At 37.7% G+C, this 21305-nt stretch carries 19 protein-coding genes and 4 tRNA genes; 15 read left to right on the forward strand and 8 right to left on the reverse strand.

The annotated features are described in order from the left end of the window. Window position 1: 1 nt before the first annotated feature. Together CVP05_RS11540 and CVP05_RS11545 are read right to left on the reverse strand one after the other, a co-directional pair. Window positions 2-619 carry a DMSO/selenate family reductase complex B subunit gene (locus tag CVP05_RS11540; RefSeq protein WP_100289718.1) on the reverse strand — a complete coding sequence of 206 codons (618 nt, stop codon included), beginning with the start codon at window positions 617-619 and terminating at the stop codon, window positions 2-4. Beyond that, window positions 619-3066, reverse strand: coding sequence for a DmsA/YnfE/YnfF family dimethyl sulfoxide reductase (locus CVP05_RS11545; RefSeq protein ID WP_100289719.1), 2448 nt, complete (start codon window positions 3064-3066; stop codon window positions 619-621). The genes CVP05_RS11540 and CVP05_RS11545 overlap by 1 nt, the downstream gene beginning before the upstream one ends. A 205-nt stretch (window positions 3067-3271) precedes the next feature. On the opposite strand from CVP05_RS11545, the gene dmsD reads away from it, so the two are divergent. The 5 genes from dmsD to CVP05_RS11570 all read left to right on the forward strand — a co-directional run bounded on the left by dmsD (window position 3272) and on the right by CVP05_RS11570 (window position 8248). Further along, on the forward strand, window positions 3272-3871 hold the full coding sequence (dmsD, locus tag CVP05_RS11550; RefSeq protein ID WP_100289720.1) for a Tat proofreading chaperone DmsD: 600 nt from the start codon (window positions 3272-3274) through the stop codon (window positions 3869-3871). Window positions 3872-3883: 12 nt separating this feature from the next. Further along, the gene (gene napF, locus CVP05_RS11555) at window positions 3884-4408 is read left to right on the forward strand and encodes a ferredoxin-type protein NapF (protein WP_100289721.1); all 525 of its coding nucleotides are present in this window, start codon (window positions 3884-3886) and stop codon (window positions 4406-4408) included. Window positions 4409-4481: 73 nt separating this feature from the next. Then, window positions 4482-5702, forward strand: coding sequence for a cytosine permease (gene codB, locus CVP05_RS11560; RefSeq protein WP_100289722.1), 1221 nt, complete (start codon window positions 4482-4484; stop codon window positions 5700-5702). Between the two features lie 10 nt (window positions 5703-5712). Next, window positions 5713-6975, forward strand: a complete 1263-nt coding sequence (locus CVP05_RS11565) for a cytosine deaminase (RefSeq protein ID WP_100289723.1) — start codon at window positions 5713-5715, stop codon at window positions 6973-6975. Window positions 6976-7099: 124 nt separating this feature from the next. Continuing rightward, window positions 7100-8248 carry a 5-methyltetrahydropteroyltriglutamate--homocysteine S-methyltransferase gene (locus tag CVP05_RS11570; RefSeq protein ID WP_100289724.1) on the forward strand — a complete coding sequence of 383 codons (1149 nt, stop codon included), beginning with the start codon at window positions 7100-7102 and terminating at the stop codon, window positions 8246-8248. 120 nt (window positions 8249-8368) lie between these two features. Here the strand turns inward: CVP05_RS11570 and brnQ are convergent, their stop codons facing one another. The 5 genes from brnQ to CVP05_RS11595 form a co-directional block, all read right to left on the reverse strand. Next, complete coding sequence (brnQ, locus tag CVP05_RS11575) at window positions 8369-9673, reverse strand: branched-chain amino acid transport system II carrier protein (protein WP_100289725.1); 1305 nt, start codon at window positions 9671-9673, stop codon at window positions 8369-8371. An 85-nt stretch (window positions 9674-9758) separates the two neighbouring features. Continuing rightward, complete coding sequence (locus CVP05_RS11580; RefSeq protein ID WP_243389246.1) at window positions 9759-11744, reverse strand: LTA synthase family protein; 1986 nt, start codon at window positions 11742-11744, stop codon at window positions 9759-9761. Between the two features lie 69 nt (window positions 11745-11813). Then, a tRNA-Val gene (locus tag CVP05_RS11585) sits at window positions 11814-11889 on the reverse strand. Between the two features lie 72 nt (window positions 11890-11961). After that, window positions 11962-12037: transfer RNA gene (locus tag CVP05_RS11590), tRNA-Val, on the reverse strand. A gap of 54 nt (window positions 12038-12091) precedes the next feature. Continuing rightward, window positions 12092-12167: transfer RNA gene (locus CVP05_RS11595), tRNA-Val, on the reverse strand. Between the two features lie 170 nt (window positions 12168-12337). On the opposite strand from CVP05_RS11595, the gene gltX reads away from it, so the two are divergent. Next, window positions 12338-13777, forward strand: a complete 1440-nt coding sequence (gene gltX / locus CVP05_RS11600; protein WP_100289726.1) for a glutamate--tRNA ligase — start codon at window positions 12338-12340, stop codon at window positions 13775-13777. 104 nt (window positions 13778-13881) lie between these two features. Beyond that, window positions 13882-13957 (forward strand) — tRNA-Ala (locus CVP05_RS11605). 220 nt (window positions 13958-14177) lie between these two features. Here CVP05_RS11605 and infA read toward each other — a convergent pair. Further along, complete coding sequence (infA, locus tag CVP05_RS11610) at window positions 14178-14396, reverse strand: translation initiation factor IF-1 (protein ID WP_100289727.1); 219 nt, start codon at window positions 14394-14396, stop codon at window positions 14178-14180. Window positions 14397-14612: 216 nt separating this feature from the next. Between infA and rffG the strand changes: the two genes are divergently transcribed. From rffG to CVP05_RS11650, 8 genes are read left to right on the forward strand one after another with little or no spacing between them, the layout of a single operon-like run. Beyond that, window positions 14613-15680, forward strand: coding sequence for a dTDP-glucose 4,6-dehydratase (gene rffG / locus CVP05_RS11615; RefSeq protein WP_100289728.1), 1068 nt, complete (start codon window positions 14613-14615; stop codon window positions 15678-15680). Between the two features lie 9 nt (window positions 15681-15689). Further along, entirely contained in the window at window positions 15690-16562 is an 873-nt protein-coding gene (rfbA, locus tag CVP05_RS11620) for a glucose-1-phosphate thymidylyltransferase RfbA (protein ID WP_100289729.1), read from the forward strand. Beyond that, window positions 16562-17437, forward strand: coding sequence for a dTDP-4-dehydrorhamnose reductase (gene rfbD, locus CVP05_RS11625; RefSeq protein ID WP_100289730.1), 876 nt, complete (start codon window positions 16562-16564; stop codon window positions 17435-17437). The genes rfbA and rfbD overlap by 1 nt, the downstream gene beginning before the upstream one ends. A 9-nt stretch (window positions 17438-17446) precedes the next feature. Then, window positions 17447-18004 carry a nucleotidyltransferase family protein gene (locus CVP05_RS11630; RefSeq protein WP_100289731.1) on the forward strand — a complete coding sequence of 186 codons (558 nt, stop codon included), beginning with the start codon at window positions 17447-17449 and terminating at the stop codon, window positions 18002-18004. A gap of 16 nt (window positions 18005-18020) precedes the next feature. Further along, window positions 18021-18563, forward strand: coding sequence for a dTDP-4-dehydrorhamnose 3,5-epimerase (gene rfbC, locus CVP05_RS11635; RefSeq protein WP_100289732.1), 543 nt, complete (start codon window positions 18021-18023; stop codon window positions 18561-18563). An 11-nt stretch (window positions 18564-18574) separates the two neighbouring features. After that, the gene (locus CVP05_RS11640; protein ID WP_100289733.1) at window positions 18575-19363 is read left to right on the forward strand and encodes an ABC transporter permease; all 789 of its coding nucleotides are present in this window, start codon (window positions 18575-18577) and stop codon (window positions 19361-19363) included. Window positions 19364-19365: 2 nt separating this feature from the next. Continuing rightward, window positions 19366-20106, forward strand: a complete 741-nt coding sequence (locus tag CVP05_RS11645; protein WP_100289734.1) for an ABC transporter ATP-binding protein — start codon at window positions 19366-19368, stop codon at window positions 20104-20106. Window positions 20107-20124: 18 nt separating this feature from the next. After that, window positions 20125-21303 carry a rhamnan synthesis F family protein gene (locus CVP05_RS11650; protein WP_100289735.1) on the forward strand — a complete coding sequence of 393 codons (1179 nt, stop codon included), beginning with the start codon at window positions 20125-20127 and terminating at the stop codon, window positions 21301-21303. The last annotated feature ends 2 nt before the right edge of the window (window positions 21304-21305 follow it).

The raw sequence follows: 21305 nt of genomic DNA on the forward strand, positions 1-21305 counted from the left end.
GTTACACCTCCTTTGGATTAGCTAAGAAACCATCGCGATAATCCGCCGGCTTCGCATTTTTATTTAACCGTAATGCAATATTAGGCTGGGTATAATGAGATGGTGGCAATGGCGCAACATCTTTAATATCACCATATTTTGCTTTTAATTCGTCCATTGGTAATAAATCTAATGCACGTAATGGACAAGACTCAACACACATGGGTTTTTTACCTTGTTCTACACGCTCGAAGCAGCCATCACATTTTGTCATTCGACCTGTATTTTTATTGAATTGAGGCGCACCATAAGGGCAAGCCATGCTGCAATATTGACACCCAATACAAATATCTTGGTTCACCACGACAAAACCGTCTTCACGTTTATGCATTGCACCACTTGGGCATACACTTGCACAAGCTGGGTTATCGCAATGGTTACAGGAAATTGAGAGGTAATAGGAAAAGACATCTTGAGTCCATGCCTCGCCCTCTTGTTTCCAACCCCCCCCGCAGTACTCATAAATCCGGCGGTAACTCACATCAGGCGTGAGGTCTTTATAATCTTTACAGGCTAACTCGCAGGTTTTGCAACCGGTACAACGTTGAGTATCAATATAAAATCCGTATTGCTGTTTCATTATGCACCTCCTACCGCAGCAATTTGTACTAAATTGGTATGTTGTGGATTCCCTTTTGATAAAGGCGAAGGGCGCTGAGTGGTTAAGACATTGAAGCTGCCGTTATGATCGACTTTTTGACCATCAGGCTTGTACCATGCCCCCTCGCCCATAGCAACAACACCAGGTAAAATACGTGGAGTCACATTTGCCATAACACGAGTTTCACCGCGATCGTTAAAGATACGTACCATTTGATTATGTTTAATACCACGTTGGGCGGCATCAATTGGATTAATCCAAACGGATTGTAAGGAGGCTTGATCCAATACATCAACGTTTCCATAAGTGGAATGCACACGAGATTTATAATGAAAACCCACTAATTGCAATGGGTATTGCGCGCGTTTAGGGTCATCCCAACCCTCCACAGCAGGCGCATAAATAGGAAGTGGGCTAATGATATCCCCCTCTTGCAATTCCCAAGTTTCAGCAATTTTGGCTAAACGCTCAGAGTAGACTTCGATTTTGCCTGATGGCGTAGTTAATGGATTAGCAATAGGATCTTCTCGGAATTTTTTAAATGCCACCATATGTCCATTTGGATCTTTTTGCTTGATAATGCCACGTTCACGAAATTCTTCGAAGCTGATATCTTGGAAGAAAGGGTTTTTGCTTTGTGTTTGTTGATAGAGATGACGTAGCCACTCTTCTTGGGTTCGACCTTCAGTAAAAATCTCTTTTGCCCCCATTTTTTCGGCAATACCGCTGAGAATTTCATAAATTGGTTTGCATTCAAATTGTGGTTCAATGGCTTTATCTGCAAAGATGACGTATCCCATGTTACCCGCAGAACCGTCCATACAGAAATCCATTTGTTCAGAAGTTGTACAGTCTGGTAGCAGAATATCTGCACATTTAGCTGTAGAGGTCATATGGTTATCAATGACAACAAGCATTTCTAACTGACTTTCATCACTGAGAATATCTAATGTGCGGTTAATATCCGAATGCTGATTAATAATACAGTTGCCTGCATAATTCAGAATAAACTTGATATTCTTGTTTAATTTTTCCGCGCCTTTTAAACCATCTTTTAAGGCTGTCATTTCTGTTCCACGAGTGACTGCATCGGTCCACATAAAAATAGGAATTTTTGCTTTAATTGGATTATCCATTGCGGGCAAGCGGACAAACGGAATCGTATAGAAACCCTCGCGAGAGCCACTATTACCGCCACTAATACCAACATTCCCAGTCAAACATGCTAACATAGCAATTGCTCGTGATGTTTGTTCGCCGTTGGCATGGCGTTGTGGTCCCCAACCTTGACAAATATAGGCGGGTTTAGTGGTGGCGATTTCACGCGCTAAACGTACAATAGTTGCTTTAGGAATGGAGGTAATTTTTTCAGCCCATTCTGGTGTTTTCGCAATACCATCTTCGCCATCACCCAAAATATAGGCTTTATAATGGGCATTGGGTTTAGCAGAGGCTGGCAAGGTTTTTTCATCGTAACCAACACAATAGGTGTCTAAAAAAGCTTGGTCTACTAAATTTTCAGTGATCATGACATAAGCCATACCTTCGACAAATGCAGCATCAGTACCCGGACGAATAGGCACCCATTCGTCTTCACGTCCACCAGCAGTATCATTATAGCGAGGATCAATCATAATCATCTTAGCTTGAGAACGCTCCATCGCTTGTTGTGCTAAATAAGTCACTCCACCACCACTCATACGGGTTTCTGCCGGATTGTTACCGAAATAGACAACTAATTTAGAGTTCTCAATATCGGTCGGACTGTTTGCCGCGTTACTACCATACATGAACGGCATGGCTTCAAAGATTTGTGAATAACTATAAGTACCATGATGGCCAAGACAGCCTCCAATACTGTTCATAAAACGGCTTGCAATGCTACGAGGAGGAGGATAAGAAGCAGCTACGGTTGCGCCAATAGTGCCGGTGGCAAATGGCAAATATAAACTTTCATTGCCGTGTTCTTTAATAATGCGCTTTAAGTTGTTGGCGATTTCTTCAAAGGCTTCTTCCCAGCTAATGCGTTTAAATTTTCCTTCACCACGTTTTCCAATACGTTTCATTGGATACTTTAAGCGATCAGGGTTATATACGCGACGGCGCATAGATCGTCCACGTGCACAAGCTCGAACTTGATGAAAATCGCCATAAATATCTTCACCTAAATTGTCTGTTTCCACATAGGTAATTACACCGTCTTTCACATGCATACGTAATGGGCAACGGCTGTGGCAATTAACGGTGCAGGCGCTCCAAACAAGTTTTTCTTCTTGTAATGATGGTGGAGTAGTCTGGTTTTGTGCTTTGGCAATTGGAATGGATAAATTATTGGCAACCAATGCTGCACTACCTAAGACGACGCTATTTTTTAATAAATCACGACGTGGTAGTGAGGTTGGTTGATCTGAAACAAGCTTGTGCATAAAATCCCCCTAAATTTATTTAAAAAAGTAAAAGATGGGGACATAATATAGGGAGAGTAATGCTAACTATATTGAGTTAAATCAATTTTTGCCGGAGATGAGATTAAATCAAAAATAATTGAGATTTTTTCGCAAGAAAATCTAATAGTAATCAAATAAGATGAATGCACAGAATATTGACTGCCCCATTATACAAGGTAAAACTATGACCTCTACTACGATAAATTGGATTTCAATTAGTGGCCGCTTATTAGGCTCATTATTTTATTACGCGCCCGATGAGGAAAAAGTGCGGTCTGTTTTAGATTATTTTCAGCAAAATAACTGGCAGGCTGAATGGTTAGGATTAAAAAATCCAGAAAAAATAACCGCACTTTTAAACAATACCGCGCATTTATCTGTTCAGTATCAAACGATGTTTATTGGGCCTAATGCTTTGCCTGCACCGCCTTGGGGGTCTGTTTATTTAGATAAAGAATCGGTTATTTTTGGGGATTCATTATTGAAATTGCGCGATTTTTTGCGCCATCATCAAATTGAGTTTGTGCGCTTACAAGATGAACCAGAAGATCACATTGGATTGATGTTAATGTTAGCGGCATATTTGGCAGAAAGTCGACCGGAATTGCTGATAGAATTTCTGCGGGATCATTTTCTGATTTGGAGCAGCCGCTATTTGGCACTACTCAGCGCGCAACAAGACGCACCGTTTTATCAAGGCCTTGCATTATTAACGCAGGAGACGCTGGATTATTGGCAAACATGTTTGGCGATAGAGATTCCTAAAGTTCAGTTTTATCGTTAGTGGCCTGCTGTCATGAAAGATGAACGTTATTATCATGCTTATTTATCTCATCATCACGTTTCTCGACGTGGATTATTACGTGGTATTTTCGGGGCAGCAGAAAAAGCTGGCACAATAACGCATGACAAACGTCAAGAAAGTCGCCCGCCTTTTTGTGCGACAGAGTCTCTGTTTTTAGCTGCTTGTACAGGGTGTGGAGAGTGTGTAAAGGCTTGTCCTTTCGGTTTGATTCAAATTAAGCAGCATAAAGCACATTTAGAAATAGATTATGCAAGCTGTAACTTTTGTGGAGAATGTGCGAAAGCATGTTCGACTAATGCCTTAAATTTACATTTTCCTGCAGATACGGAGTTACGTCCAATATTTAATCAGCAATGCTTATCTTATGGAGGCCAATCCTGTACAACATGCGTTGAAGCTTGTCCAAAACAGGCTATTTATATCGACCATGAAATACAAGTAAGCAAGGATTGTAATGGCTGCGGGGAATGTAAAATTGCTTGTTTTATGCAAGCGATTACTTTGCAGTTAAGTTAATGTAGGCAATCGTTTGCTTTTGTGCATAACCGGACTATAATGACGAGATTTTTATTTTATTATAAGGAATATTATGAGTGCTGATAATTATAGTTTAAAGCCGGTGCCGCAACATGAACGCAAGGGTGTCATTGCCTTAACTTTCGTGATGTTAGGATTAACATTTTTCTCTGCAAGTATGTGGACCGGTGGGACACTTGGAACATCATTGACCTATGATGATTTTTGGCTGGCCGTGATCATAGGTAATCTGATGTTGGGTGTTTATACGGCACTACTCGGTTACATTGGCGCAAAAACTGGATTAACAACCCATATCCTCGCGCGCTATTCTTTTGGTATAAAAGGCTCTTGGTTACCTTCTTTATTACTCGGCGGCACTCAAGTCGGTTGGTTTGGTGTTGGGGTCGCTATGTTTGCGATTCCTGTGAATAAATTTACTGGCATAGATGTGAATATGCTGATTCTCGCCTCAGGTGCGTTGATGACAGCCACAGTATTTTTTGGTATTTCAGCATTGACAGTATTATCTGCTGTGGCTGTGCCGGCCATTGCGTTGTTAGGTGGCTATTCGGTCTATTTGGCTGTGGGAGAACTGGGCGGATTATCCGCTTTAAAAGCGATTGTGCCAGAAGAGAGTATGTCTTTATCTATGGCAATTACTTTGGTGGTGGGGTCGTTTATTAGTGCGGGTTCCTTGACGGCTGATTTTGTTCGTTTTGGTCGAAAGGCGAAGCAGGCTATTTTGATTGCAATGATTGCATTCTTTTTAGGTAATTCCCTAATGTTTGTGTTTGGTGCTGCGGGGGCTGCTGCTAAAGGAATGGCGGATATTTCCGATGTTATGGTTGCACAAGGTTTATTATTGCCAGCGATTATTGTGTTAGGACTGAATATTTGGACAACGAATGATAATGCACTTTATGCTTCAGGTTTAGGCTTTGCCAATATTACAGGAGTAAGCAGTCGCATTTTATCTGTAGTCAATGGTATTGTCGGCACCCTTTGTGCGCTTTGGTTATATAATAATTTTGTGGGTTGGTTAACCTTTTTATCTGCCGCTATTCCGCCTATAGGTGGTGTTATTATTGCCGATTACTTAACGCGTCGTCATGCTTACCAAGATTTTGAGCAAGCCCGTTTTGTGAATATTAACTGGGCGGCTATTGTTGCGGTAGGGATTGGTGTAGCGTGTGGTAAATATTTACCGGGCATTATTCCCGTCAATGCCGTATTAGGTGGGGCAGTTGCTTATTTGATTTTAAACCCAATTTTACGTAAGCCGTTTCAATAAGGAGTGAGAAATGTTAATCAAAAATGTACATTTACCCAATAGAGAGGGGCTTTGGCAGATTTTAATTGAAAACGGTAAAATTCAAAAAATTTGTGAAAATCAGACCGCACTTGATTACAGCGGCGAAATCGTAGATGGTGAACAGGGGATCGCTTACCCACCTTTTGTTGAACCACATATTCATTTAGATGCAACCCAAACGGCAGGGCAGCCAAATTGGAATCAATCGGGTACTTTATTTGAGGGGATTGAGCGCTGGGCGGAGAGAAAATCCTTACTGAGTCATGAAGACGTGAAAAGCCGAGCATGGAAAACCCTAAAATGGCAAATTGCCAATGGTGTGCAATATGTGCGAACCCATGTTGATGTATCGGATCCCACTTTGACCGCTTTAAAAGCGATGTTAGAGGTGAAAAAAGAAGTTGCGCCTTGGGTTGATGTTCAAATTGTAGCCTTTCCTCAAGAAGGTATTTTGTCTTACCCAAATGGTGAACAGTTACTTGATCAGGCTATGGCGATGGGGGCTGATGTTGTTGGAGGCATTCCACATTTTGAATTTACCCGTGAATATGGTGTGGAATCGATGCATATTGCTTTCCAAATTGCGCGCAAATATGGTAAACAAATTGATATTCATTGTGATGAAATTGATGATGAGCAATCTCGTTTTGTCGAAACCGTTGCGGCGTTAGCATTAAAATATGAGATGGGGGATAAGGTAACTGCTAGCCATACGACAGCTATGCATTCCTACAATAACGCTTATGCTTCACGTTTATTTCGTTTATTGAAGATGTCCGGTATTCATTTTGTGGCCAATCCACTCGTGAATATTCACTTACAAGGGCGTTTTGATAGCTACCCTAAACGACGTGGGGTTACGCGAGTGAAAGAAATGTTGAAAAATAATATTAATGTGTGTTTTGGGCATGATGATGTGTTTGATCCTTGGTATCCTCTAGGCACAGCAAATATGTTACAAGTATTACATATGGGGTTACATATTTGTCAGCTCATGGGGTATGGACAAATTAATGATGGCTTAAAATTAGTCACTGAAAACAGCGCCAAAGCGTTAGGACTAATGGATTATGGCATTGTGGAGGGGAATAGTGCAAATCTCGTGATCTTGCCGGCTGAAAATGGGTTTGATGCAGTGCGTCGCCAAGTTCCAACTCGCTATTCTATTCGTCAGGGTAAAATTATTGCCCAAACACAGCTTGCTAAAACGCAGATCTATTTGACTGAAACTGAAACAGTAAATTATCGCTAAAATAGACCGCACTTTTGCCCTGTTATGAATTTTATTCATAATGGGGCAAATTCTTTTCATCCTTGCTTAAACAGAATTTTTGTTAGAATACCTGACATCATTTGGATAAATAAAGGAAGTAGTTATGACAGCATTATTTGAACACGCAAAACCTCGCACTAAAGCGCCTTATCGTTTTGATATGGTAGGCAGTTTTTTACGTCCTGAGAATTTAAAGCAAGCTCGTGCCCAATGTGCGTGTGGTGATATTTCTTGTGCAGATTTAACGCAAGTGGAAGATAGTGAAATTGCAAAATTAGTTGCACAGCAAAAACGCGTGGGATTGAATGCCGTGAGTGATGGTGAGTTTCGCCGTACTTTTTGGCATTTGGATTTCCTTGCTGGGTTAGATGGTGTAGAAGAAGTCGATGCAGAAAAGTTTTCTGTACAGTTTAAAGCCCACAGTGTACGCCCAAAGACGTTAAAAATTGTGGATAAAGTAGATTTTTCACAAAACCACCCATTTGTCGCGCATTTTCGTTCGTTACAGCAAATTGCAGAGGGAACAGAAGTTAAATTGACGATTCCGTCTCCATCGATGTTGCATTTGATTACGAATGTGCGTGCTACAGATTATCAGCCTATCCCACGTTATGAAAATAACAATCAGCAGTTATTAGACGATATTGCCGCTGCCTATATTAAGGCGATGCAAATTTTTTATCAGCTAGGCTGTCGGAATTTACAATTAGACGATACCAGCTGGGGTGAGTTTTGCGCGGAAGATAAACGCGAGGCCTATCAAGCGAGAGGGTTCGATTTAGATCAAATTGCTAAAGATTATGTGTATATGTTGAATAAAATTGTAGAGGCAAAACCCGCACAGGATTTAGCGATTACAATGCATATTTGTCGTGGTAATTTCCGTTCAACCTGGTTTTCTTCTGGCGGCTATGAACCAGTGGCGGAAATTTTATTCGGCTCATGTCATGTAGATGGTTTCTTTTTAGAATATGATTCAGAACGAGCAGGGGATTTTAAACCGTTACGTTTTATTAAAGATCAGCAAGTGGTATTAGGCTTAGTTACATCAAAAGACGGTGCTTTAGAGAAGCGTGAAGACATTATTACACGTATCAAAGAGGCTGCGCAGTATGTGGATATTAACCAACTTTGTTTAAGTCCGCAATGTGGTTTTGCTTCCACAGAGGAAGGGAATATATTGACGGAAGAACAGCAGTGGGCAAAATTAGATTTTATCCGTGATATTGCAGAAGAAGTTTGGGGCAAATAGCTGGAGTCGACACTGGTTAGCTGTTTTATCAAATTTCAACCCGAATTGATTTGATGATAATATCAGTAAAAGAGCGGTAAAAATAACATAATTTTTTACCGCTCTTTTTTTATGCGCTTTTTATACTTGCTTTGTTTTGCGCCATGTTTCTATCATGCAACCGAGTACACATCCCGCTATTGCAAATGGAATCCACTCCATTGAATAGGATTTGAGAGGGAGGACTTGGGTAAAGGCTAGATCTGACACAGAAGCAATAGAAATCAGCGTAACAAATGCCATCGCAAGCCGTTGGGCGAGTAGAGGTAGTTTTATAATAATGTTCACGGATAACAAAAGAATCACTGTGATTGCGATAGGATAAAGGATAAGTAGCATAGGAACAGATTTACTGATGACAGCGCTCAATCCTTGATTAGATAAGACGAATCCAATTAAAGTACAAATGACCACATATGTTTTATAAGAGATTTTGTGATAGATTTCATTAAAATATTCACTCACAGAAGCGATTAACCCAATGGCTGTGGTTAAACAGGCTAATGAAACAATAATGCCTAATATTGTGCGCCCAAATTCCCCAAAGGCCATCACGGTGGCAAGGTTGAGAATGTAAGTGCCAACATCTTGTTCTTTATTCGCTAATTCTTGTAAGGTTTCGGCAGAAATCGGTAAATTACGCCCAATCCAAGCGAGAGCGATATAAATTAGCGCAAGAAAAGTCACAGAGATAAAGCTTGCGATAATGGTTTGTTTTCTTAATGATGATTGTTCTGTAGAAATACTGCGGTTTTTAATAGACATGATCACAATCACCGAAAATGCGATAGCGGCTAATGCATCCATAGTAAAATAACCGGCAAGTATGCCCTGAAAAAAAGGCGAGCCTGTTTGCGTGCTAGTTGGCTCCACATGAGGTTGCTCATCTAATAAGAAGAAAGCACGGATAATTAACGCAAAAATAGATAATAACAATACTGGAGTTAAAATGGCTCCAATGCGTTCTACCATTTTTGATGGGTTTAGTGCTAACCAAAGAGCAATAGCAAAATAAAGTGCGGTAAAAATAAGCAGAGAAATAGAGGAAGGTTCGTTTGTAAAGGGAACAATCGCGATTTCATAAGCCGTTGCTGCGGTGCGAGGAATTGCGAAAAACGGCCCAATGCTTAAATAAATGGCGGATAAAAATAAAATAGAAAACCAAGGGTGAATACGATCTAACGCTTTTTTATAGCCACCTTCATAGTAACTACTGACGATAATACCAATAATCGGTAAGCTCACTCCGGTTACTACAAACCCTAATACTGCCGGCCAAAAACCAACAGAATGTTCTAGCCCTAAACGTGGTGGAAAAATCAGATTTCCTGCTCCAAAAAACATAGCAAAGAGCATAAAGCCCACAACAAGTGTATTTTTATTCATATTTATTATTCTCGTATCGTTTGATTATAAAAATTAATATTTGAATTTTATCATAATTTTAAAATTGTGATTATGAGGATACGTTTTAATGTTTATAGCCTTTTATTTGATAATTTATTTGCCAAAATAAAAGCTTTTTATAAGCATTAATTTTCTCTATTTGCTCCTGAGGTACATCAATGGAATTATTAGTCAATAAATCGTCTTTCCATAAATATTTGGAATAATTTTCATAGTGACAAACTACTCCTGTGCTATCAGCCCAAACATTTTCATTATATGCAAAAGCATTAAAATTATTATCTGATGCTTTAAGTAAATTTCTTCCTCCTAGATTCCAATACTCAGCTTCAGACAGGCTGATTTCATAGAGTGTTGGAAATACATCTTTATGTGAACCGATCACATTTTGATCAAAATGCAATGATAATTTAGATTTTATGTTTTCAGGAATATGTATCAGAAAAGGGACTGCATTCATAAGAAAATATTCCTCAGGCAATCTGGCATTTACTCCTCTAAGGTGATGATCTCCAGTAGCAGCAATGATCGTGCTTGAGATGTTTGGATTGTTATCAATATTACTAATAAAATTTCCAAGTGCGTTTGTGGCATATTGATATGTTTTCAAAACCTTCTCGCGTTCCTGATCGCTGTTTCCTAATTTGTCCTTGAGACAATCTGGTTGAATATTTCGTGCATCATAATGTTTTGGTAATTGATAAGGTGGATGATTTGTAATGGTGAGTATGCTTACAAACAGTGGTTGAATACTTTCTTGTAAGAGTTTTTCTGCCAGAGAGAAAGCAAACTCATCAGCAATCCCCCAATAAGATAAGGTATTTCGTGCTTCTGGGTAGAGATCCAAAATAGAGTTTTGATCATAAATTTCGTCAACTCCTTGCAAAGGAAGATAATTTCCTAGGTTTCTCCACATAACATTACCAGATGTAATAAATATGGTTTTATAACCTTTTTTCTTATATATCTGAAATGGCGTATGAGATAACGCTGTTTTTTGGGCAACTGATTGACTTATATTTTGTATTGGACTATGAAAGAAAAGGCTGGCCAGAGTAGGAGCAGTTCCTCCAGAAATAGACAAAAAACGCTTAAAGAAAAAACTATTTTTAACATAAGGTCTGAGTTTTCCTAACAGATCATTAGTATCAGGCTCGTCTAAAACTAAAATATTCGTGCCAAAGCTTTCCATTAGTGCAAAAACAACATGGGGGGAATTTTGTTCTAAAAATGCATTTTTTTCTGTCGTGTCTAGAAGAGAATTTTTATTTAGTGCTAATTGCATTAATTTTAGTCCCTCTTCTTCTGATACAGCAGAAAAGGATATTTCACGCTTGCGATCTTTTAATGCCCATTCAATAGCAACTATGCCATTTGGAATCATTTTGTTAATGATATTAAGTGATGATACTTGTGCATGAGCTTTTCCAAGAGGTAAGGAAAATAAAGTTCCCCTGGCCAATGCAAGCATTGAGAGTATTGAAAATGAGGCTAAAATTGAAAAAGTAATAACACTTAAATTAGCGTGAAACCAATTATAATAAATTGCTTGATATACCAATAAACTTGGTAGGATAGATACGATTGATGTTAAAAAAAATAAAGAAATGACAGGCACTTCTTCATATATATTCTTTAGAACTGCCTGTGTTTGATCTTCTAATAGCCCAAATATGAATATGTCGTAATAATTATTATATGTTTTAAAATAAAAATAATTCCCTATTACTAGGGTTGTTGCTAGAAAAGATAGAATAAATATGAGCGAACTGAAAATGTAAGCAAGATTTTGATTGCTAATATTACATAGCACTAAAACATAGCCAATGATTAAAGAAAACAATAAAAGAATAGAAATATATTTTGCATCAAATCGAGCACCTAATAAACGGAGACGTTTAATATGTTTAATATATTCAATATTATTTAAAACTTCTTTTTCAATAAATTTTCTTAGCATGAATTCTCTGTGTAATAAAAACACAATAAGAAAATATCCAAACACAAAGTATAGTGAGAAAGTGATGCTTTCTAAATTAGCTTGTAACATATTTAACGTTCTATAAGATTATTTACCTTACTCAATTCTATCATTAAAACCAGATATAAAGAAATGCAGTGGTGGGCGATACCGGTCTCGAACCAGTGACCCCCTCCTTGTAAGGGAGGTGCTCTCCCAACTGAGCTAATCGCCCGAAAACTCTTATAGTTTACTTGGCTTGCGCTTTGTAAAATATCAAAATTTTGGTAGGTTTTAAGGATTTAAGTGGTGGGCGATACCGGTCTCGAACCAGTGACCCCCTCCTTGTAAGGGAGGTGCTCTCCCAACTGAGCTAATCGCCCACTTAAAAAAGCCTTAAAAAACTTGGGGTACAACGAAAGACACTTGTATGAAAGTGGTGGGCGATACCGGTCTCGAACCAGTGACCCCCTCCTTGTAAGGGAGGTGCTCTCCCAACTGAGCTAATCGCCCTCGTTGTGGTGTGGCATTATAGAGATAATAGAATTTCAGTCAACCAAATTTTTATGTTTTTGACTTAATTGGTGTAAAAATAAACATAAAATCGCAATTTTTATGGCGAAATAAAAAACTCGTAGTAAAATGACCGCACTTTTGGAATGAGAATAAATAAGGTTAATAGAATGAAACTTAAAGCGCTTTTTAATTTAGATCCGAATGTGAAAGTTCGTACGCGTTTTGCGCCTAGCCCAACGGGGTATTTACACGTTGGTGGGGCGCGTACTGCGCTTTACTCATGGTTATATGCTAAACATAATCAGGGTGAATTTGTATTACGTATAGAAGATACCGATTTAGAGCGTTCAACACCTGAAGCCACGGCTGCGATTTTGGAAGGTATGGAATGGTTAAATTTAGCTTGGGAGCACGGGCCTTATTACCAAACAAAACGTTTTGAGCGTTATAACCAAGTTATTGATGAGATGATTGAGCAAGGCTTGGCGTATCGTTGCTATTGTTCGAAAGAGCGTTTAGAAAATTTGCGTAAACAACAAGAAAATAACAAAGAAAAACCGCGTTACGATCGCCATTGTTTAGGGGATCATGGGCATTCCGAGAGTGAACCACATGTTGTGCGCTTTAAAAATCCGCAAGACGGTTCAGTGGTTTTTGACGATGCGGTGCGTGGTCGCATTGAAATAAGTAATGGTGAATTAGACGATTTAATTATTCGTCGTACTGATGGTTCTCCAACCTATAATTTCTGTGTGGTAGTAGATGATTGGGATATGGGGATTACCCACGTTGTGCGTGGAGAAGATCATATTAATAATACGCCTCGTCAAATTAATATTTTAAAAGCCCTTGAAGCACCGATTCCAACTTATGCTCATGTTTCGATGATTAATGGTGATGATGGGCAAAAATTATCAAAACGTCATGGCGCTGTCAGTGTGATGCAGTATCGTGATGATGGCTATTTACCAGAAGCTTTGGTCAATTATTTAGTTCGCTTAGGTTGGGGACATGGGGATCAAGAGATTTTTTCTCGCCAAGAGATGATCGAATTATTTGATATCCATTCTGTCAGTAAATCGGCTAGTGCATTTAATACAGAGAAATTACTTTGGTTAAATCATCACTATATTCGAGAATTACCTGTGGAAAATGTTGCAACTCATTTGGCTTGGCATTATCAAGAACAGGGGATTGATACTTCAAATGGCCCGTCTTTGATAGAAATCGTGGATATGCTCAAAGAACGTTGTAAAACCTTAAAAGAAATGGCCGCTTCTAGTCGTTATTTCTTTGAAGAATTTGAACAATATGAAGAAAGTGCGGTGAAAAAACATTTTAAAATGTCAGCGGTTGAACCATTAGAAAAAATACTCGAAAAATTAACCGCACTTTCAGATTGGAACTTAGAAAATACACACGCTGCAATTGAACAAACCGCAGCTGAGCTTGAGTTGGGTATGGGCAAAGTTGGAATGCCGTTACGAGTTGCGGTAACAGGAACGGGACAATCGCCGTCTATGGATGTGACTTTAGTAGGGATCGGTAAAGAACGTGTATTAAAACGCATTCAACGAGCGATTGATTTTATTAAGGCAAATAACTGATTTAAAATTAAGCAATTAGTTATAAATTGATTATTTCACATTGACATAAGAAGTGGCAGAACTTATTATTAGCGCCACTTCTTTTTAGAAGACCTTTCTGTATTGGGGATATAGCTCAGTTGGGAGAGCGCTTGCATGGCATGCAAGAGGTCGTCGGTTCGATCCCGATTATCTCCACCAAATTTTCAATCTTTATCAATAAGTTAAATCAAATCACATATTAGCTGATAAACATGTATTTTTCGTTTGTGTCAGTTTTGTAGCAGCGCATGCATGCTGTCTACGTGTCATTTTAAATGCTCAACTTATTTAAACAGCATAAAACTAAAGGGCATATCAGATATGCCCTCAGTAAGATAACTAACAGTTTTCAGCGCTTATTAGACGTTTTTTATCCTAATTAACGACTACGGAAAATAATGCGACCTTTATTTAAATCATAAGGTGTCATTTCAATCGTGACTTTATCACCGGTTAAAATACGAATGTAATTCTTACGCATTTTGCCTGAAATATGGGCAGTCACAACATGACCGTTTTCTAATTCAACACGAAACATTGTGTTTGGCAAGGTTTCTAAAATAGTGCCTTGCATCTCTATGCTATCTTCTTTAGCCATTGATTCCTCTAGTGTTATCAGGGTCTATTGACCTTTAATTGACATAATATTTGGGGAATTATACTCTTTTTGCGATAGGACTAAAAGAGAAAGAAGCAAGTTTTTGTATTTTCGTTAAGCAAAACTATTTTTTGATTATGTATTTCATTTGTTGCATTTAATTTGCTTGGGAACTAAAATGGTTTAATTTTATTGATTAATTTTGTGGAGACATTTATGATAAAAATACTTATCACTGGCGGAGCGGGTTTTATTGGTTCAGCGGTTGTGCGCCATATTATCAATCACACACAAGATCGTGTGATTAATGTGGATAAATTAACTTACGCAGGTAATCTTGAATCACTTGACAGCGTTTCAGATAATGAGCGTTATGTATTTGAACAAGTGGATATTTGTGATGCACAAGCATTAGCTCGTATTTTTACACAATATCAACCTGATGCGGTAATGCACCTCGCGGCAGAAAGTCATGTTGATCGTTCTATTGATAGTGCAGGTGCTTTTATTCACACCAATGTGGTGGGAACATTTACGCTATTAGAAGTGGCTCGTCATTATTGGAATGGTTTATCTGATGAGAAAAAATCAGCCTTCCGTTTCCATCATATCTCAACAGATGAAGTGTATGGTGATTTAGAAGGAACTGACGATCTCTTTACGGAAACCACACCTTATGCCCCATCTAGCCCTTATTCTGCTTCAAAAGCCTCTAGTGATCACCTTGTTCGTGCGTGGTTGCGTACCTATGGCTTGCCAACGATTGTAACCAACTGTTCAAATAACTATGGGCCATTCCACTTCCCTGAAAAGCTTATTCCTTTAATGATTTTAAATGCGTTAGAAGGTAAGCCGCTACCTGTTTACGGCAACGGACAACAAATTCGCGACTGGTTATTTGTGGAAGATCACGCTCGTGCATTATATAAAGTGGTAACGGAAGGTGCGGTGGGTGAAACCTATAATATCGGTGGACATAATGAGAAAGCCAACATTGAAGTGGTGAAAACAATCTGCTCACTACTTGAAGAGCTTGTACCGAATAAACCACAAGGGGTAGCAAAGTACGAAGATCTGATTACATATGTAAAAGATCGCCCTGGACACGATGTACGCTATGCCATTGATGCAAGTAAAATTGGACGTGAATTAGGTTGGAAACCGCAAGAGACTTTCGAGTCGGGCATTCGTAAAACGGTGGAATGGTATTTAACCAATTCAACATGGTGGAAGCATGTATTAGATGGTTCATACAGCCGTGAACGTTTAGGCACAAAAGCATAGGGGTAAAATATGAAAGGCATTATTCTTGCTGGCGGGTCTGGCACTCGTCTTTATCCAATTACGCGAGGCGTGTCAAAACAGCTTTTACCTGTTTATGATAAACCAATGATCTATTATCCGCTTTCTGTTTTGATGTTAGCGGGGATCCGTGAAATTTTAATTATTACCACACCAGAAGATAATGAAAGTTTTAAACGCTTATTAGGCGATGGCTCAGATTTCGGTATTCAACTCAGCTATGCAATTCAACCTAGCCCAGACGGGTTAGCTCAAGCATTTTTGATTGGTGAGGAATTTATTAACGGTGAAAGCTGTTGCTTAGTGCTAGGAGATAATATCTTCTATGGTCAGCATTTTAGCCAAATGTTAAAAGAGGCGGTAGCTCAAGAGAAAGGTGCAACGGTCTTTGGTTATTTGGTGAAAGATCCAGAACGTTTTGGGGTTGTTGAGTTTGATGACCAGTTTAAAGCAGTCTCTATTGAAGAAAAACCTGCCAATCCAAAATCAAACTATGCAGTAACAGGACTTTATTTCTATGATAGTCGTGTGGTGGAGTTTGCCAAACAAGTGAAGCCATCTGCCCGTGGCGAACTTGAAATTACCACATTAAATGAGATGTACCTAAAAGATGGTTCATTAAATGTACAATTATTAGGTCGAGGCTTTGCGTGGTTAGATACAGGTACACACGAAAGTTTACACGAAGCAGCGTCTTTTGTGCGTACACTTGAAAATGTACAAGGCTTACAAGTAGCGTGTTTAGAAGAAATTGCGTGGCGTAATGGCTGGTTATCAACAGAACAAGTTGAGCAATTAGCGAAGCCAATGGCGAAAAATGAATATGGACAATATTTATTACGTTTAATTAAGGAACAACGCTAATGGCTAAAATTTTAATTACAGGTTCAAATGGGCAAGTAGGATATTGCCTTGTGCAGCAATTACAAGGGCGACACGATATTCTTGCGGTGGATCGTAATAATCTAGATATTACTCAACAAACGGCTGTGTTTGATATGATCCGAGATTTCCGTCCAGATGTGGTGATCAATGCAGCAGCGCATACCGCAGTTGATAAAGCAGAAAGTGAAGTTGAATTGGCTACGGCAATTAATGTGGACGGTGTACGCTACCTTGCAAAAGCAAGCCATGAGGTTGGTGCAGCATTTTTACATATCTCAACGGATTATGTCTTTGATGGTCAGCGAGCGGGGCAGTATAGCGAAGATGATACAACAGCTCCCCAAGGTGTTTATGGCAAAACAAAATTAGCGGGTGAACAAGCAGCCTTTGCAGAGAATAGCAAAACTATTGTATTACGTACGGCTTGGGTATTTGGGGAACACGGCAATAACTTTGTCAAAACAATGTTAAGACTTGCTCAGCAACGTGATAGCTTAGGCGTTGTATCTGACCAAATCGGTGCACCTACCTATGCTGGAGATATTGCAGCAGCACTTATTCAGATTGCTGAGAAAATCGTTGCAGGGGAGCAAATAGAGTATGGTGTTTACCATTTTACGGGTAGCCCTTATGTGAGCTGGTATGACTTTGCACAAGCTATTTTTACCGAAACTGTGTCGCAAAAAATATTGGAAAAAGCACCGCTTGTTAATCCAATCGGCACTGCAGATTATCCAACATCCGCAAAACGCCCCGCGAATTCCTGCTTAAACTTAGCGAAAATTAACCGAGTATTTGGTATTAAGCCAAGTGATTGGCAAAAGGCGTTAAAAAATTTATCACTTTATATGTAAAGAGAAAATATGCTTGCAAAAATTGAACGTTTGATTAGTGAAATTAATAAATTACATTCAGCTTTTTCTCGTGATTATTTTGAAACAGGAAAGGTACAAAAAGTAAATTTAAAGCATACATTACCAAATGTTCCTATTGAGCATATTTTATCTTATCGTTTAAATTTGCATGAATCTATTAATGACTATTTGTATCGTGCAGATTTGTATGATATAGCCTATTTTTATCGGGTAAAAACTTCTGAGTCGATTTTAGCTAAAATAGAGCGATTTAAGCAACGAAGTGAAGGCTACCCAGTAAATAGTATATTAAATGATATTTTTGGTGTGAGAATCATTATTTCCAGTCAAGAGATTACTCAAGTAATGGAATGTCTTGATTTTTGGAAAGAAAAATATGGTTTAAAAAATTGGTACTTACGGGATAAAGATGAATATATTGGTATTCATATTTATTTTAAAAACTCCAGTAATTTTTATTATCCTTGGGAATTACAAATTTGGGATAAAAAAGATGCGGAACGTAATATCCAAAGCCATCAAAAATATAAACGTTATTTTGTATAAGATAATAGGATAAACAATGAAAATCATTGAAACAAAAATTCCTGATGTAAAATTATTAGAGCCACAGGTGTTTGGTGATGAGCGTGGCTTTTTTATGGAAACATTCCGAGATGAATGGTTTAAACAGAATGTCGCAAACCGCACGTTTGTACAGGAAAACCATTCTAAATCAGTGAAAGGCGTATTGCGAGGTTTACACTACCAAACGGAAAACACGCAAGGCAAACTCGTGCGTGTGGTTCAAGGGGCAGTATTTGATGTCGCTGTGGATATGCGTGAAAGCTCTCCGACATTTGGACAATGGGTTGGTGAAATTCTATCTGCTGAAAATAAGCGTCAGCTTTGGGTGCCAGAAGGATTTGCACACGGTTTCTATGTTTTAACCGACACGGCAGAATTTACGTATAAATGTACAGACTACTACAACCCAACAGCGGAACATTCATTAATTTGGAATGATCCAACTGTCGGGATTGACTGGCATTTAGACGGAGAACCTAGCTTATCGGCAAAAGATTTAGCGGGTAAAACATTGAGTCAAGCGGTTAAGTTTAAGTAAAATCTAGCAAAATGAAAACATCTAAGAAAGCAATTTCAGAATTTATTCAATATCGAGAATTGATAAAGCAACTCGTGCTAAAAGATATCAAACTGAAATATCGCCGTAGCTATTTGGGATATATTTGGAGTATTTTAAATCCCTTATTAATGATGACTGTATTAGTAATCGTTTTTTCTAATTTATTTAGATTTGATATTCCTAATTTTGCAGTGTATTTACTTGCTGGGCAGGTTATATTTGGTTTTATGAGTGAAGCAACATCTTTAGCTACAGGATCTATTATTATGAATGCCCCTTTACTAAAGAAAACTTATGTACCGAAATATATTTTTACGTTATCAAAAGTAACAAGTGCCTTAGTTAATTTATTATTTTCTCTGATTGCTCTCGCTCTTGTTATGCTAATCACCCAAGTTCCATTAACCTGGAATATTCTGTGGCTACCAATAGTACTATTTGAAGTTTATATTTTTAGCTTAGGATTGAGTCTATTGCTTGCTACAGCATCTGTATTTTTCAGAGATATACAATATCTTTGGGGAGTATTTACATCTATCTGGATGTATTTAACACCGATTATTTATCCTGTATCCATTATTTCTGAAGAATACCGCTGGTGGTATGATAATCTTAATCCTATGTATGGTTATATTCAGCAATTTAGAGAAATTGTTTTATATGGAACACCTCTTTCTTTAGAATTATTAGTACAAGGATCACTTACTGCCATTGTATTTCTAATAGTAGGTATGTGGTATTTTAATCGTAAGCAAGACCAATTTATTTTGTATATTTAGTTATGAATCATGACATTATTATCGATGTAAGAAATGCTACCGTTCGTTTTAATAAGGCTTCTGAAAATATCAGTGGTTTGAAAGAATATGTTATCAAAATGTTAAAGAGAGAGTTGATGTTTCAAGAGTTCTTAGCATTGCAAGATGTAACATTTCAAGTAAAACGTGGTGAATCTTGGGGGTTAATAGGTAAAAACGGTTCTGGCAAATCTACTTTATTGAAACTAATTTGTGGAATTTTGAAACCCTATAAGGGGACTGTAAAAGTGGCCGGTTCAATTTCTCCACTGATAGAGCTTGGTGCCGGATTTGATCCAGAACTTACTGCTCGTGAAAATATTTATCTCAATGGAGCAATTTTAGGTCATAGTAGGAAATTTATTGAAGAACATTTTAGTAGTATAGTCGAATTTGCAGAACTACAAGATTTCCTTGATACGCCTATCAAAAACTTTTCATCTGGTATGGCTGCTCGCTTAGGTTTTTCTATAGCGACAATAGCTAAGCCTGATATTTTAATTGTAGATGAAGTGCTTGCGGTCGGAGATTTTGCATTTCAGGAGAAATGTAAAAAAAGAATGGAAGAGTTATTACATGGTGGTACAACATTATTGTTTGTATCGCACTCTATTGAGCAGGTTAGGGCTCTATGCCAAAAGGCTATTTGGATAGAGAAAGGGAAAATAAAAGGTATTGGTGAAATAGATATTATTAGTAATCAATATATGCAAAGTATGCAATAAATTATTTAAGGAAGAGTTATGAGAAAATATATAGATATAGCTAAGGAAAAATTAAAATTTGGGACGATGCTTTCTCTGCTATCAATAGAACGCTATAAAATGTATAGAGTTTCAAAGAAGTATAGAAAAGAGAATCCTAATGGTACAATTAGACTGCTCGATGATTTTTTAAATTTTGATTTATCTGTTCTGAATAATGAAAAGATTATTCTTTTTGTTATTTATGCTCCTAAATCAATTTTAATGTATGAACGTTATTTTGAACTACTTGAAAAGTTAAATTATAAAATAATTACTATTTCTAATGGAAAGCTAGATAAATATTTTATAGACTCTTTTAAAGATCGGACTTTATTTATGGCGGAAAGGCATAATATTGGACGTGACTTTGGTACTTATAAAGAATTTATCCAGTTATTAAAAACTAATAATATCCAGCCAAAAGAGATTATTATTTGTAATGACTCTATTTTTGCTAATTTAATAAAATCAGATAATCGTTTTATTGAATTTATGCAGAAGAATGAGCAGGAGGATTTTATTGGTGTAGCAGAATATTTATGGCAACCAGGTTATCATGTGCAATCTTACTTTTTAAAGTTCTCTAACGATGTATTTAATGGTAAATATTTTTCTAAATTTTGGGAGGATTTTTTCATTAGTGATGATAGACGTGCAAACATCCATAATGGAGAAATTAAACTATCTGAATCTATTCTGAAAGATGGTTTTAAACCAACTATATTTTTAGATACAGCAAATTTAATAGATACTATTGTGGATGATGAAGTTTTATTGCAAAAGTTTCTAATAGAAGTGTCGGGTAATCGTCATTTAGATCAACATTTAGTGGGTTCCTTAAAAAATTTACATCTAGCATTTTATGATAAAAAAACAACAAAACAACAAACGACTTATTATAAAGCATCATTAAAACAAGAAATATCACGTTTGATTCAACGTTATGGAATTATCGTAGTTGCTCCATTTTTTATTATTGATGAATTCGGCTTTCCATTCTTAAAGAGAGATTTAGTATATCGTCAGATTACTGATTGGATGTTAATTACTAACTATGCAAAGAATTTTGATCAAGAGCTATTATCTGAATATTTAAAAGATCAGCGTATTAGAAAACGTCCTTGGAATTTCTCAAGTTTGAAAGAGAAATTGATGTATAGTACAGGAATGAATTAACT

Source organism: Conservatibacter flavescens (assembly GCF_002795425.1).
GTDB lineage: Bacteria > Pseudomonadota > Gammaproteobacteria > Enterobacterales > Pasteurellaceae > Conservatibacter > Conservatibacter flavescens.